Here is a 14,264-nt window from a genome sequence, read left to right as displayed (position 1 = left end):
GACAACGCCTCGGTTCAGCCGACGAGCAGCACGGTGGCGATCCGTTCCACCGCCGCCTCGATGCGCGCCACGCACTCCCGTACCTCCACCGCGCTCGCACCCAGCGGATCCTGCACGTCGTCATCAACCGCGTCCGAGCCGGCCGCACCGCGCCGAGCCGCCGCACCCTCGACGAGCGCGGCCAACCGTGCAGCGGGATTCACCACCCCTGCCGCGTCCTTGGCCCTCACCAGCCGGGCAAACTCACGCAGGCTGAAGGCCCGGGACAAAGCCCACACAGGGGAGAGACGTACGGCGGCCTCGCGATGCTCCGTCGCGGCCCCGAGCACCAGATCCGAGCTCTCGACCAACTCGGCGGTCAGCCGTCGGGGGACCGACCCGCCGGAACCCACACCCCGTCCGGCAATGACGGATGCAGCCTCGCCCGCCATTGCCGTACCCGAGACGGCTGCTGTGCCCGCGCTGCTCACATGGATCGCGTCCCCCGCAGTGGCGAGCAGCCCTCTCAGGAGGCACTCGGCGAGAGGAGACCGATAGAGATTGCCGGTACACACCGTGAGAACCCGAAATTGAGGCATGCGCGGGGCAACGAGGGAAGGGTTGAAATCGAGCACGGTCCAGTATTACCCCAAAACCCCCTGTATCTTCCGGAACCCGGACGTGACTCCTTCCGGGGGCGTGGGCCCTGCCCCGATGGCGCCGCCGCCCTGCGAGTCGCCTTCTATGTACCGTTTGCATCGGTATGGTGCGGTGGTAGGACGCGATCCCGCGCTCACTGTCACCCGGCGCAGGGAGGTGCCGTGAACCGAGCGCGCAAGCATTCGAGAGGATCTTCCGCATTTCGGCACGGCGGTCCATTCGATTTTCGTGTCGCGAAATACAGGAGGGCTGATGTGCGGCGTAGCGGGCATGGTGTCAACGGCGTCAACCGATCCGGCAACCGTCAGAGAGATGTGCGACATCCTCTCTCACCGTGGACCGGACGGTGAAGGGTTCTACACCGATGACCAAGTCGCACTCGGCATGCGGCGACTGGCTATTATCGACGTCAGCGGAGGAAACCAGCCCGTCTTCAATGAGGACCGCAGTGTGGTCGCAGTCTTCAACGGTGAGATCTACAACTTCTCGGAACTGCGCAGTGACCTGCTGAGTCGAGGCCACAAATTCCGCACGAACAGTGACAGTGAATGCATCGTCCACCTGTACGAAGAACATGGTGAAGACCTGGTTCACCGTCTGCGCGGCATGTTCGCTTTCGCCTTGTGGGATGCGAACGAAAGGCGGCTGTTGCTGGCGCGTGACCGAGTCGGCAAGAAGCCGTTGTACTACCAGGACGCCGCGGGTTCGCTTTTTTTTGCCTCCGAGCTCAAGGCGTTGAGCGCCGTGTCTCCGAGCCGCCGCGAGGTGGATCTGGTCGCCCTCCACCACTACCTGACATACCAATACGTACCCGCACCGTGGTCGATCTTCGATGGAGTCCGTAAACTGCCACCCGGACATCTTCTGACTTGGCAAGGTGGCCGGGTAAATGTGCGGCGCTACTGGTCACTTGATTTCTCCCCGGCCGCCATCACCAGTGAGCAGGAGGCAGTCGAACGGACCCGTGAACTCCTGCTTGAGGCCACGCGAATCCGCATGGTGGCGGAGCGGCCCCTGGGCGCTTTTCTGTCCGGCGGCATCGACTCCTCCGCCGTCGTCGCCGCCATGGCGCGGATTTCCGCGGACCCCGTGAAGACATTCTCTGTGGGTTTCGACGACGCTCAATTCGACGAGCGGGCGCATGCTCGGGCGGTGGCGCAGCGGTATGGGACCGATCATCATGAGTTCGTCGTGGGGACATCCGCGTTGGACATCTTGCCCACCCTTGCGTGGTATTTTGACGAGCCGTTCGCTGATTCGTCCGCCATTCCCTCTTTCTATGTTGCCAAGCTGAGCCGCCAGCATGTGACGGTTGCCCTGAACGGTGACGGTGGTGACGAGTCCTTTGGCGGTTACACCCGCTACGCCCTCATGGCCCGGGTGGGACGGCTCCGGGTCCACAGGGCTGCACAGCCGGGCCTCGGACGCCTGGGACGCTCACTCCTCGAGAGCAGCCCTGCCTGCTCGCACCGGCGGAGAGCCGGTCACGCCCTCACCATGCTGGGCGAGACTCCGCAGCGTCGCTACGCCCGGCTGATGTCGTACTTCACGCCGGAGCAGAAACACAACCTCTACAGTGACTGGCTGCGCGCGGAGTTGTTCGGAATCGACAGCTACGACCTGATGACCCAGGCATTCTCTGCCTCGCGTGCGGACAGTCAGCTGAACCAGCTGATGGATGTGGACGTGAACAGCTACCTTCCAGGAGATCTCCTGGTGAAGGTGGACATTACGACCATGGCCAACTCGCTGGAGGCGCGGTCGCCTTTCCTGGATCATCACCTGATGGAGTGGGCGGCGCGGCTGCCCTCGGAGCTCAAGGTGCGGCGGGGTACAACCAAGTACCTGCTCAAGAAAGCACTGCAGGGCTGGCTTCCCCATGAGGTGTTGCACCGTCCGAAACAGGGGTTCGGAGTACCGCTGGGCCACTGGCTGCGTACCGAACTGAGGGACCTTGCATGGGACGTCCTGACCGACCGGACGGCGAGGTCTCGAGGATTCTTTCGGCCTGAAGCGGTGAAAGCCCTGCTGGAGGAACACGAGGCCGGCCAGAATCATGCAAGGCAGCTGTGGGCACTGATGCAGTTCGAACTCTGGCACCGTAGGTTTGTCGACCATCCGTTGTCCGGTCCGCCGTCGGTCGACGGAGAGCCTCTGCGACACATCGGCTGATCCCGGCCGCAGCGGATAATTCCTCGGGCGCAATCAGCTTCATCGTTCAGCGCTGGGCTCGGTCCGTCCGGATCAGAGGTCGGCCAGGTTGGACATTCTCGATCCATTTATCCGGTATTGATGGGGTACTTGGCTTGAGGTGTCTCCTTGTCGACGGTTCCACGGAAGATGAGTGATGGTCAATCTGGTAGGCGGAAAATGAGATCGCTCTCCACTGTCGTCACCAGCTGGGTATGTATTGCGGCCGCGGGGCCGGTCACCGTGTACCTGGTGCTCTTTCACGACGCAGCAGCCGCCGCGGCGGCGGCGGTGTGCTTCGCCCTGCTGGTCTGGCCGCGCCCGGACCTGGCCTTGCTGATGCTGCTCGGGCTGATCCCGGTAGTCGCCGTCGTCGATCCTGGCGGCACCACGCTGCCGGCAATGGTTATGGGTGCCGTCGCTCTCTTGCTGTTCCGAATCGCGCTGAACGGGTTGCACCTGCGCGTCGATCTCGCTCTGATCATGCTCACCGCCTTCGCGGTCACGGCGAGTTACCTGCTGCCGCAGGAGCAGTTGTCCATTGAACAGCCGTGGAAGGCCTGTGCTCTCCTGCTGGTGGGGCTCGGCCTTCTCGTGGCTTCTATCCTGGCGCCTCCTGATCCTCGACACATTGTGCGGGTCGTTGCCGGTTCGGGAGCGGGTGTCGCGGTGTCTCTGATCGTTCAGGGGGAGTATGCGGCCGACCGTCTGACGGGTCTTGGTCTGAACCCCAACTATGTGGGTGCCATGCTGGCGCTCTCCCTTGTTGCGGCAGTCGGTCTGGTGCGGCTCAACCGCTCCTGGGTGTGGCTCCTGCCCGCACTGGTCTGCGCAGCCGCACTCCTGGAGACGCGATCCCGAGGGGCCTTTCTGGCGGCCGCGGCGGGGCTGGCCAGTGTTCTTCTCGCCGGCCGTCTGCTGCGGCACAAAGTACTCATCGCGCTGGCGATCCTTGTCGCTGCCCTGGTGCTCCCGGGAACCCTGGACTCGGTGGAAAACGATCTGACAGGAAGTCGGACGTCAACCGAACTCACCGCGAACACCGAGGTGCGGAAGCAGGCTGCTCTGCTGGCCGTGCGTGTGGCGCTCGACCATCCGTTCCGCGGCATCGGGTATGGAATGTTCCCCGATTACGCCCGGACCTCGTCCATCTTGGGTATTTACATCAACACCCACAACGACTACTTGAGGCTGGCAGCCGAGGCCGGAATTGTGGCGCTCGTCCTCTTCGTGGCTTTGCTGTGGCTTGGACTCGCTCGGCGGTACGCTGCAGACCACGCGATTCTCCAATCGCTGGGAGTGGCCTATTCGGTCGGCCTGCTTTTCGCCAACACCCTTACCGACCTCCTTGTTTCCGCTCCCTTCTGGGTCTCCCTGGGGTGCCTGCTCGCCCATTCTTCGCACAGGAAAACAGTACCTTCACCCGTCGCCCTTCCCCACGTAAGGAAAGCTGAATGATCGACTGCACGGCCGAGATTAGCCAAGGCCGACGATTTGCCTTCGGCCAGAACTGGCGTCAATTCGGTCAGCTGATCGACGAGGAACGCATCACCATCGCCAGGAGATCGCTGGAGTCGGCTCTCGGAACCACCGATCTCACCGGGCGGACCTTTCTGGACATCGGCTGTGGGAGCGGTCTCTTCTCCCTGGCGGCCCTGCGCATGGGGGCGAGGGTACGGTCATTCGACTACGACCCCGACTCGGTGAGGGCAACTGAGAAGGTGCGTGAGGAATTCGCACCGGACAGCGACTGGACCATCTGCTGCGCTTCCATCCTGGACGCGGAGTTCGTGAAGCAGGTGGATCAGGCCGACATCGTCTACTCCTGGGGAGTGCTGCATCACACCGGCGCTCTCTGGGAGGCCATGGAGGCCGCATGCGGGCTGGTCGCGCCTGGTGGAACCCTGTACGTGTCGATCTACAACGACCAAGGAGCGGAGAGCCGGATCTGGACTTCGGTGAAACGGCGCTACAACATGTCGGGGGCCGTCGCCCGCCGTCTGCTGCTCACCGGCAGTCTGTTCTATCTGGGCAGGAACTATCCGCTGCGTGCCATGCTGCGGCTGACCCGGACCATGAGGGACCCCGCAAGGGGGACCGTTCGCCGAGCCCGGGGCATGTCCCGCAAGCACGACCTCGTCGACTGGGTGGGAGGGTATCCCTTTGAGGTCGCCACACCCGAGGAAGTCTTCTCCTTCTGCCGGGAGCGTGGCTTCGAGATGCGTCACTTGAAGACATGCAGAGGCGGGATCGGCTGCAACGAGTTCGTGTTCACCCTTGGTGACAGCACCGGCGGGTGAACCGATCGGCCCAGAGCTCCGCGGCTTGTCAGGCGCACCCCTTCGGTCATGGAACCTGGCCGATGCGCAATTCTTTGCGACGACGTTTCACCCCCGTCGTGAACTGCCTTGCCTCGGAGCTCGTCGGAAGCAGCTGCCGCCACGGGATTCCGCTCATCCGGATGAAGCACGTCACCTGGAAAGCGACCAGTGCTGCGTATGCCACCGTGGAGGCGATCGCGCAGCCGACCGCACCCCGCGCGGGAATCAGTACAGCGTTCAGCCCGACGTTCACCATCAGGGCGGTCAGCGACGGCAGTACGACGATGCGCGACGACCGGAGGCGCAGCAGGAAGGTGGCCACGGGCCGGCTGGCCGACAGCAGCAGAACTCCGGGGATCAGCCAGGCGACGAGCGGGGCCGTTTCCGCGTACGCATGACCGTACAGGGGCGTGATCAGAGCTGACACTGCGGCCACCGTCGTCACCGCGGACGCAACGGCCAGCAGAACCATGAGCCGGACGATCCTCGCCGTGACCACCGCGGAACTACTTACGTCGTCGTCGAATTGGCGGGACATCGTGACCTGTGCGAATACGTCGACAGCCAAGCGACTGAGTTCCGCGAGGGTCACCGCGAGCGTGTAGATCCCGACTTCGCGGGGGCCACCCAAGGCGTTGAGCAAGAACACGTCCGATCTGAGCAGCAGGTACGACGCCGCCGAACCGGCATGAATCCGCAATCCCTTGGCACATGTCACCCCGGCGAGACCCAGGTTCGGCCGGCCAACGGTGACTCCGCCCGCACCGACCAGTACGGCCAGGGACACCGCCATCGATACGACCCAGATGACAACCACCGCGTGAACCGTGAGGCGTCCGGTCACGCCGAAAGAGACCAGGCACGTGCACTGAACGCCCGCACTTGCCAGCATCGCCCATCCCGCCACTTGAGTACGGTCGCGCAGGATGGTGATGTTGGTCGCGTACAGCACACCCATACCCAGAGGCACGCCCGCGCAGGCCGTGGCCAGTAGCCAGGCATCGGGAATGTTGCCGCGCCCCTGGAACACAAGGCCCACCCCGATCGCCACGACGGCGGCACCGGCACCGACGAACAGACCCAACGGAACACTGTTGGCGTTCAGGGACGCTCGTCTCGCTCTGTCCGACCACATGGCTGTCTGTGCCTGCTCAACGGACAGATGGCCCAGTGACATAGCGGCGCTGGCGAAAGTGACTGCCATGTAATAGATCCCGCGCCCCTCGGGGGGCAACGCCCTGGCCACGATGACACTGGCGAGAATGCCCATGACGAGGGAGCCCGTGCGGGCTACCAGCATCCAGACGAATTGCGGCCTGCGGTCAGCCACTGTGTTGAAGAACCTCTCGGGCGGCGCCGCGCAGCCCCACAGGGGGCCGGTCGGCAAAAGTGCGGTGCCACGGTTCGCACCACGCCGGTGCCCGTAGCTGGGACGTCATTCCCACTACGCCGAAGATCGGCCCTCCAGCAGCTTTCGGTAGAGAGAAACGTATCGGTCCACCATGACGTCGGCCGTGAGGTTGGCCATGGCCCACTCGCGTCCCCGCCGTCCCAGGGCAGCGGCTGCTTCCTGGTCGCCGAGTACCTGGTGAAGTCCGTTGGCGAGGGAGGTCGCGTCAGCGGGCGCGACCAGCACCCCGCGTCCCTCAAGAAGTTCTGGGGTGCCGCCCACCGCTGTGGCCACGACCGGCAGGCCGACTGCCATGGCCTCCATGACCGCATTGCTTGATCCCTCGAAGAGAGAGGGCAGAACGACCACGTCAGCCCGGGCGAGAAACCCAGCCACGTCGGTACGGGCGCCGAGGAAACGAGCGTCGATTTCCAGACGGTCGGCCATCTGCTGCAGCCGGGAGCGCTCGGGACCGTCGCCGATGAGGACAAGTGTGCAGGGGTTTTGAGTGCGCCGCAGTGTCGCGCAGGCTTCCAGGAGGTATCGATGCCCTTTGTGCGGAGCGAGATTGGCCACGCACAGCACGACGGGCAGCAAGGTGTCGACTTCGGCCGGGTCGACGGGTTCGAATTCGTTCTGAGGCATCCCATTGTGAATGACGGCGATTTTCGCCTCGGGTACACCCTCGTCACTGCGGACGTCATCAGCGACTGCCTGGGCGTTGGCGACCAAGAAGTCGGTCCATCGTGTGGCTACCCGCTCCAGCGCAAGCGCCAGGCGGTGTCCCTGTTTGAAGAAGCCGAGACTTCGTCGCCCGGCCACCAGCACGGGTACGCGCGCCAGCCGGGCGGCGGGAGCAGCCATCAAGTAGGCATGCATCAGGAAGGCTTGCAGAACCTGAGGTCTTTCTTTCCTCAGGAAGGCCACGAAGCGCGCGAAGGCGCGGGCGTTGCCGACGAATGACTTCCACAGGGGGGACCGGCGCCCGAACCCGAGTTCCACTACGGACACGCCGGAGTCTCGGAGTTCCTCCTCCCGTGGTCCTTTCTCAAACATGACCAGTAGATGTGTCCGGATGCCTCGGGCGCTCAACCCGCGGGCGAGCAGGACGAGTTGTTTCTCTGCGCCGCCAAGGCCGAGCTGGCCGATCAACAGGCAAACACGCGAAGGATATTGGCTCGGCCCGGGTCCCCTGGCTGTCGGAGGCAGGGGTGCCGGCGTTTCGTCAGTCAATGGCATGTGCGGTACAACCCATTTATTCTGCGCATCGTGGATGTGGTGGCACAGCGTATGCCATGTATTGGCCAGTGCCGTGACTTTGAAGGCATCGCATCCGCGTGTCAGAGTCGAGGTGAGTCGTTCCCGGTACATGCCGACATCGTCGTGGAAGAGGACGTCTTTCTAGGAGTCCGGGTGACGGTGCTGCCGGGGGTGACCATCGGCCGTGGCGCTGCCGTCGGGGCCGGAAGCGTGGTGACCAAGGACGTTTCTGCAGAAACGGTCGTGGCGGGAAATCCGGCCAGGGTGATCCGCGCTCGCGCGCAGGCGTGAAGCATCAGTCGTGGGCAGGCGCGCGCCGCCCGAACGGGAAGAAGTCCAAAGATTCCCACCAACGCGCCGACGAACTCGGCGAAGCGGCCCAGGACGGCTGCTTCGGTCTGCGCGGGGTGAACGAGCCGATCTTTCGGTATTCGTGTCCAGCGAGCGAGCTTCCGAATGCCTACCTCCGCATCCTTCCCGCGGCCTATCAATGTCTTCGGGAGTGTCACCCGAAACGACGGGCATATGTGCCGCGCCTTGACGGATACTGAAGAGGGCTCCGCTTAATATCTGGCATATGTCGACCGCCACGCACCGAACCCCGGGTTCCGGCATTCCCCGCCTGCGCGTGATGAGAGTCATCACAAGAATGAATATCGGTGGTCCGGCCGTCCAAGTCTCGGCTCTCATGCGAGGGCTGGATGTCGAACGATTCGACCATCGCCTCATCACCGGATGTGTGGGACCGGGTGAGGCCGACTATCTGGATCAGCGGGCACCGGACCTGCCGGTCCATCGGCTCAACTGGCTCGGCCGGGCCGTGCGGCCCACGGATGATGTGCGCTGCATTCCCGAACTGGTGTCAGCCATACGGCGATTTCGGCCCCATATCGTCCATACGCACACGGCGAAGGCCGGCGCACTGGGGCGGACCGCGGCTGTGCTGGCGCGTGTCCCTTCAAGGGTGCACACCTTTCACGGCCATCTCCTGCACGGGTATTTCTCCCCCGCGAAGACCAGAGTCGTGGTGCAGACCGAACGCGCTCTGGCAGGCCTCACCGATCGGTTGGTGGCCGTGGGCAGCCAGGTACGGGACGACCTACTCGCCGCCGGTGTCGGCAAGGCCGGGCAGTACGCCGTCGTGCCGCCCGGCACCAGACTCGCGGCGGCGCCCGGGCGCTCGGAAGCCCGGCGCCTGCTGGGACTGCCACGGGACTGCCCTGTGGTGGCCTATGTGGGGCGCGTTACCGGAATCAAGCGGCCCGACCGCTTTCTCGCCGTGGCCCGGGAGGTACGCCGTGCCGTACCCGAGACGCATTTCGTGGTGTGTGGAGAAGGCGACCTGCGGCCGGATCCGGCGGCGGTCACCGAGCTCGGTGCTTCGCTGCATCTGCTGGGCTGGCGCGCGGACGTGGAGACCGTGTACGCGGCGTCCGACCTGGTGCTGCTCACCTCCGACAACGAAGGCATGCCGGTCAGCCTGATCGAGGCCGGACTGGCGGGGCTGCCGGCGGTGGCAACGAACGTGGGCAGCGTCGGCGAGGTCGTGGACGACGGAAAGACGGGGCTCCTGGCGGGGCCTTCGACCGCGGAACTCGCCCAGCACACAGTGCGCCTGCTCGGTGACGAGCGACTGCGCCGGGAGATGGGCGCTCGGGCCCGTGCGTCGACCGCTCAGCGCTTCGGCGCGGAGCGTCTGGTGGCCGACACGGAAGCTCTCTACACCTCCATCGCCGTGGCCCGGGGCTGGTGGCCCGCACCCCTATCCGAAAGGTGAGCACATTGAACGTTCTTGTGACCGGAGGCGCCGGATTCATCGGGGCCAACCTGTGCCGAGAATTGGCCTCGCGTCCGTCCGTGGGGAAGGTCGTTGCTCTTGATGATCTGAGCACAGGGTTCGCGGACAACCTGACAGGAGTCGACGCGGAACTCGTCCAGGGCAGCATTCTCGACGCCGATCTTCTCGACGGCCTGGTGTCCGGAGCCGACGCCGTCGTCCACCTCGCGGCCCGGCCGTCCGTACCACGCTCGCTGGCCGACCCCGTCGCCAGTCACCATGTCAACGCGACCGGGACGGTGAACGTCCTTGAGGCATGCCGGCGTGCACGCATCCCGGTGGTCGCCGCCTCGTCCTCCTCGGTCTACGGAGCTGTCCCCGCGCTTCCGAAGCACGAGGATCTGCCGACCCGGCCACTGAGCCCGTACGCCGCGAGCAAACTCGCCACCGAGGCCTATGTCCTTGCATACGGTGCCTCGTTCGATCTCCCGGTTCTGGCGTTCCGGTTCTTCAATGTCTACGGGCCGTTGCAGCCGGCCGGCCATGCCTATGCCGCCGTGATCCCGGCCTTCGTCGATGCCCTGTTGCGCGGCAGACCCGTGCGGATCTTCGGCGACGGCCTGCAGACGCGGGACTTCACCTATGTCGGGACCGTCGTCAAGGTGCTGGCCGACGCGGTCCTGCGCAAGGTCACGTGCCCCGGTCCGGTGAACCTGGCCTTCGGTACGCGCGTGCCCGTCACCGACCTCTCCCAGCAGCTCGCGGACATCGTCGGGGTGCCCGCCGACATCCGGTACGAGGCGGCGCGGGCGGGAGACGTTCGCCACTCCCAGGCCGCGGACGGTCTGCTGCGCAGTCTCTTCCCCGATGTCGCCCAAGTGCCGCTGGCCCGAGGACTGGCCGAGACGGTGGGCTGGTTCCGTACCCTGCCCGAGTACGCGGCGGCGCCGGCGGGCTGGCCCCTGCCGGTGGAAGTGGGCTGAAGGAAACAGGTGAGGGGAGCCGCGGTGTCTCACCGCGGCTCCCCTCAGTTCTGTCCCTCTCTCAGTTCTGTCCCTCCCCTCCTGCAACGGAGTACACGGGGACTCTCAGGAGCAGGCCCCACACCACGGCGGTCACCGCGACCACCGTGATCAGCACGGTGGTCTGCGGGAAGGCCTCAAGCATGACGAGCACCGCTGTCAGGCACGTCATGGCCGCGAAGGCGCCGATCACAAGGGCAACCTGACGGACAGTCAATCCGAGGCGCCGGAGCCGGTGGGCGATGTGATCCCTGCCGCCCTGCAGCACCGGTCTGCCGGCCCTGCGTCGCGCGACCATGACCAGGCCGGTGTCCGCGGTGACCACCAGGGTGATCAACAGCAGGCTGGTGTACCCGGAATGGGCCGCGTCGCCCTGGTGCAGAGTCACGGTGAAGGACGACACCAGAAAGCCCACAAAGAGCGAGCCCGCGTCACCGAGGAAGATCCGCGCGGGATGCCAGTTGTGGAAGAGGAAGCCCGCGCAGGCCCCGGCGAGGGCGGCCATGACCGGGGCGGTGCCGGCCAGACCGGCGGAGAGGGCGGCACAGCAGAGGAATCCCGCGGTGATCGCGGTCACCGTGGATACCACCCCGTCCATGTTGTCCAGCAGGTTGAACGCGTTGGTGGTGAAGAGGATCCAACCGACGGCGAGTACGACGTCGAGCCAGGTGCCGAAGGCATCGGGATGACCACACCACAGGACCACCATCAAGGCCGCCGCCGCCTCGACGCAGAGACGGAAGCGAATACTCAGCTGACGCAGGTCGTCGGTGAGGCCGAGAACGGCGATGAGCGCGGCACTGATGAGCATGACGCCGACCGCGGCGTCGAACTCCTTCATCGCGAGTGCCGCAAGACCGGCGGAGCCCAGGGTGGCGACCGCGACCGCGACGCCGCCGAGATAAGGCGTGGGATGTACATGGGCTTTACGTGCGTTCGGCTGGTCGGTGTATCCGCGGCGCAGGGCCAGGCGCCGCAGGGGCTCGGTCAGCAGTGCGGCGATGAGAAGAGCCCCGAGTCCCACGATCGCCGACGCCAGCCACGGACTCAGACCGAACATGGACCCGCCAGCACGGTCCGACCGGCGGGGGTGTCCCTCTTTCTCTGGGCCGGAGTTTCGGCCACAAGCCCGCCCGCCTGCTGTCCCAGCTCACTTTGCGCGTCCGCGACGGCGTCCGCCAGCACGTCGTCGAGGTTCCGCCGCGGCCGCCAGCCTGTGAAGGCCCTGAGTTTCGTGGTGTCGGGGACCCGACGCTCCATGTCTTCGAACTCAGGTCCGTAGGCCTCTCTGTAGGAGAGGCGGCGCACGGACGAAGTGCTCTTGGCGCGGGCGATGGTCCGCTCCGCCAGATCCAGAATGGTGATCTCCTCGTCGCTGCCGATGTTGAAGGTCTCACCTACGGCTTCTGGGAGGTCGATCAGCGGCAAGAGCGCTTCGACCACATCCGCGACATGGAGGAAGCAGCGGCTCTGCAAGCCGGTGCCGTAGACAGTGAGGGGTTCTCCTCGGACCGCCTGACGGGAGAATCTCGGGATGACCATGCCGTACGCGGGGCTCTGCCGTGGACCGACGGTGTTGAAGAACCGCACGATGGTGGAGCGAAGTCCGTACTCCCGGCGGTACAGCTCGGCGAGGATCTCATCGACCGCCTTGGCAGTGCTGTAGGACCACCGGGGGACAGAGGGGCTCCCCAGGATCCGGTCGGCGGTCTCCTTCAGCGGTCCGGACGAGTTCTTGCCATAGATCTCCGACGTGCTGGCGAGGATTACTCTTCGGTCATACCGATGAGCAGACCCGATGACGGTCTCGGCGCCTTTGGTGTTGACGGTGAAGGAATTCAACGGCTGTTCGACGATGAGTTTCACGCCTACGGCCGCCGCCAGGTGCACTACAACACTGCATTCACGCATCAACTTGTCGACGAGCGGCGCGTCCAGCACCGAGCCGTGGACGAATTGGAAGTGGCCCTGCTCGCGTGCCGTTGCAAGGTTCTCCAGGCGTCCGGTGCTGAGGTCGTCGAGCACGACGACTGGCTCACCACGTGCCACCAGCGCATCGACGAGATGGGAGCCGATGAAGCCGGCTCCTCCGGTGATCAGGTACTTCTGACGTTCCATCACGCCCTCACTCCAGGTTTTCGGGTGGGGTGTTACCGGAGGCATGCGCTCCGGCAACGCAAGGCGACGATAGCCGGGAAAGGCGCAATTATAATGAATGAAATCGCGGGTTAGTCCATTCGTACCTCCGTACAGCTGAAATGACTCCATCTGCCTGCCGGTTGTCACTCATGCGAGGGACGGGAAGCGCGCCGACCGAGCGCCCGGCTTATTCCTCCGGGAAATTGCCCTTGGCAAACAGAGAGGAGTCCGATGGTGTCGACGGTAACAATGAAGGTAGTGGTGGTCGGCCAAGGGTATGTGGGCCTGCCACTCGCCGTTCGTGCGGCGGAAGCCGGGCACGACGTCGTGGGTATCGATGTGGACGAGATCCGGGTCAAGCGGCTGGCCGCCGGCGAGTCGTTCGCCGAGGACGTGACGTCCCTTCGCCTGCAGGCGGCCCTCCACTCCGGCCGCTATTTCCCGAGCACCGACTACGCGGATGCCGCGGACTTCGATGTCTGCGTCATCACCGTGCCCACGCCCCTGAAGGACGATGCGCCTGACCTGAGTTTCGTGGAGGACGCCGCGCGGGAAATCGCCCAGCACCTCCGGCCGAAAGCCACGGTGGTCCTTGAGTCGACCACCTATCCGTGCACGACCGAGCATGTCGTGGGGCCGATCCTGGAAGCGGGCAGCGGTCTCCGCGCGGGCCAGGATTTCTTTCTGGGATACAGTCCGGAGCGCATCGATCCGGGAAACGCGACCTGGCGGCTGGAGAACACCCCCAAGGTGGTCTCCGGAGTGAATGATGTCTCCCTGCGGCATGTCGAAGAGTTCTACGACGACATTGTGGAACGTACTGTCCCGGTCAGCTCACCCCGCACGGCCGAGCTGACCAAGCTTCTGGAGAACACGTTCCGCCATGTCAACATCGCGCTCGTCAACGAACTCGCGATGTTCTGCAAGCCGCTCGGCATCGACATCTGGGAAGTGGTCGACGCGGCGGCGACCAAGCCCTTCGGCTTCATGCGATTTCTGCCCGGACCCGGCGTCGGAGGGCACTGCCTGCCCATCGATCCCTCGTACCTCTCGTGGCAGGTCAAGCAGACGCTTCGGCACGACTTCCGCTTCGTGTCGCTGGCCAACGACATCAACAGCCATATGCCCGACCATGTGGTGCTGCGCGTTGCCAGAGGGCTCAACGCGCGCCGCAAGCCGGTCAATGGCAGCCGGGTGCTGGTCCTCGGACTCGCGTACAAGAGGAATGCCGGTGACATCCGGGAGTCCCCTTCGGTCGCCGTGGCTCTCGGACTCCAGCAACTGGGCGCGCATGTCCTCGCGGTGGAGCCGCATGTCGACCCTCTTCGGCTGCCCCAGGACATCCTGTGCGTCGAACTCACCGAGGAACACGTCGCGGCAGCCGATGCCGTCGTCGTGGTCACCGACCACGACGTTTTCGACTACGCGATGGTGGAGAGGGTGGCCGACTATGTGTTCGACGCCTGCAATCGCTGCTCGCGCACGGAGACCGTTGAGCGTCTCTGAGGAAACGCCTGTGCACTCTG

Annotated in this window: 12 protein-coding genes; 7 read left to right on the top strand and 5 right to left on the bottom strand. The window is 65.0% G+C overall.

The genetic code is table 11. The annotated features are described in order from the left end of the window. Positions 1 to 14: 14 nt before the first annotated feature. A complete protein-coding gene (locus tag OG747_RS04995) occupies positions 15 to 614 on the bottom strand; it encodes a low molecular weight phosphatase family protein (protein ID WP_405878069.1) in 600 nt (199 codons plus the stop codon). A 277-nt stretch (positions 615 to 891) separates the two neighbouring features. Between OG747_RS04995 and asnB the strand changes: the two genes are divergently transcribed. From asnB to OG747_RS04980, 3 genes are all read left to right on the top strand, one after another. Beyond that, positions 892 to 2,811, top strand: coding sequence for an asparagine synthase (glutamine-hydrolyzing) (gene asnB / locus OG747_RS04990; protein ID WP_405878068.1), 1,920 nt, complete (start codon positions 892 to 894; stop codon positions 2,809 to 2,811). A gap of 198 nt (positions 2,812 to 3,009) precedes the next feature. Further along, complete coding sequence (locus OG747_RS04985; RefSeq protein WP_405878067.1) at positions 3,010 to 4,287, top strand: O-antigen ligase family protein; 1,278 nt, start codon at positions 3,010 to 3,012, stop codon at positions 4,285 to 4,287. Then, positions 4,284 to 5,129: a class I SAM-dependent methyltransferase gene (locus OG747_RS04980; RefSeq protein WP_405878066.1), complete on the top strand. Its 846-nt coding sequence runs from the start codon at positions 4,284 to 4,286 to the stop codon at positions 5,127 to 5,129. The genes OG747_RS04985 and OG747_RS04980 overlap by 4 nt, the downstream gene beginning before the upstream one ends. A gap of 46 nt (positions 5,130 to 5,175) precedes the next feature. On the opposite strand, the gene OG747_RS04975 is transcribed toward OG747_RS04980, so the two are convergent. Both OG747_RS04975 and OG747_RS04970 read right to left on the bottom strand, forming a co-directional pair. Then, the gene (locus OG747_RS04975; protein WP_405878065.1) at positions 5,176 to 6,480 is read right to left on the bottom strand and encodes a lipopolysaccharide biosynthesis protein; all 1,305 of its coding nucleotides are present in this window, start codon (positions 6,478 to 6,480) and stop codon (positions 5,176 to 5,178) included. 114 nt (positions 6,481 to 6,594) lie between these two features. After that, positions 6,595 to 7,911, bottom strand: a complete 1,317-nt coding sequence (locus tag OG747_RS04970; protein ID WP_405878064.1) for a glycosyltransferase — start codon at positions 7,909 to 7,911, stop codon at positions 6,595 to 6,597. Between OG747_RS04970 and OG747_RS04965 the strand changes: the two genes are divergently transcribed. The 3 genes from OG747_RS04965 (at position 7,831) to OG747_RS04955 (ending at position 10,560) form a co-directional block, all read left to right on the top strand. Beyond that, a complete protein-coding gene (locus OG747_RS04965) occupies positions 7,831 to 8,091 on the top strand; it encodes a DapH/DapD/GlmU-related protein (RefSeq protein WP_405878063.1) in 261 nt (86 codons plus the stop codon). The two genes, OG747_RS04970 and OG747_RS04965, sit on opposite strands and share 81 nt — an antisense overlap. Positions 8,092 to 8,377: 286 nt before the next feature. Beyond that, entirely contained in the window at positions 8,378 to 9,577 is a 1,200-nt protein-coding gene (locus OG747_RS04960; RefSeq protein WP_405878062.1) for a glycosyltransferase, read from the top strand. Further along, a complete protein-coding gene (locus tag OG747_RS04955; RefSeq protein ID WP_405878061.1) occupies positions 9,550 to 10,560 on the top strand; it encodes an NAD-dependent epimerase/dehydratase family protein in 1,011 nt (336 codons plus the stop codon). Before OG747_RS04960 ends, OG747_RS04955 begins: the two co-directional genes overlap by 28 nt. Before the next feature lie 61 nt (positions 10,561 to 10,621). Here the strand turns inward: OG747_RS04955 and OG747_RS04950 are convergent, their stop codons facing one another. Next, positions 10,622 to 11,659 carry an MraY family glycosyltransferase gene (locus tag OG747_RS04950; protein ID WP_405878060.1) on the bottom strand — a complete coding sequence of 346 codons (1,038 nt, stop codon included), beginning with the start codon at positions 11,657 to 11,659 and terminating at the stop codon, positions 10,622 to 10,624. Then, positions 11,647 to 12,717, bottom strand: coding sequence for an NAD-dependent epimerase/dehydratase family protein (locus OG747_RS04945; RefSeq protein ID WP_405878059.1), 1,071 nt, complete (start codon positions 12,715 to 12,717; stop codon positions 11,647 to 11,649). The genes OG747_RS04950 and OG747_RS04945 overlap by 13 nt, the downstream gene beginning before the upstream one ends. 252 nt (positions 12,718 to 12,969) lie before the next feature. On the opposite strand from OG747_RS04945, the gene OG747_RS04940 reads away from it, so the two are divergent. Beyond that, positions 12,970 to 14,244 (top strand): nucleotide sugar dehydrogenase, encoded by a 1,275-nt coding sequence (locus OG747_RS04940; RefSeq protein WP_405878058.1) that lies wholly within the window; start codon positions 12,970 to 12,972, stop codon positions 14,242 to 14,244. Positions 14,245 to 14,264: the final 20 nt, after the last annotated feature.

Source organism: Streptomyces sp. NBC_01384, assembly GCF_045040035.1.
Taxonomy (GTDB): Bacteria; Actinomycetota; Actinomycetes; order Streptomycetales; family Streptomycetaceae; genus Streptomyces.
This window is presented reverse-complemented; position numbering and strand designations above follow the sequence as displayed.

Excerpts from the sequence above, each read along its gene's own strand:
- asnB (WP_405878068.1), top strand. The coding sequence starts at position 892 with ATGTGCGGCGTAGCGGGCATGGTGTCAACGGCGTCAACCGATCCGGCA.
- OG747_RS04985 (WP_405878067.1), top strand. The coding sequence starts at position 3,010 with ATGAGATCGCTCTCCACTGTCGTCACCAGCTGGGTATGTATTGCGGCC.
- OG747_RS04980 (WP_405878066.1), top strand. The coding sequence starts at position 4,284 with ATGATCGACTGCACGGCCGAGATTAGCCAAGGCCGACGATTTGCCTTC.
- OG747_RS04965 (WP_405878063.1), top strand. The coding sequence starts at position 7,831 with ATGCCATGTATTGGCCAGTGCCGTGACTTTGAAGGCATCGCATCCGCG.
- OG747_RS04970 (WP_405878064.1), bottom strand. The coding sequence starts at position 7,911 with ATGTACCGGGAACGACTCACCTCGACTCTGACACGCGGATGCGATGCC.
- OG747_RS04960 (WP_405878062.1), top strand. The coding sequence starts at position 8,378 with ATGTCGACCGCCACGCACCGAACCCCGGGTTCCGGCATTCCCCGCCTG.
- OG747_RS04950 (WP_405878060.1), bottom strand. The coding sequence starts at position 11,659 with ATGTTCGGTCTGAGTCCGTGGCTGGCGTCGGCGATCGTGGGACTCGGG.
- OG747_RS04945 (WP_405878059.1), bottom strand. The coding sequence starts at position 12,717 with ATGGAACGTCAGAAGTACCTGATCACCGGAGGAGCCGGCTTCATCGGC.
- OG747_RS04940 (WP_405878058.1), top strand. The coding sequence starts at position 12,970 with ATGGTGTCGACGGTAACAATGAAGGTAGTGGTGGTCGGCCAAGGGTAT.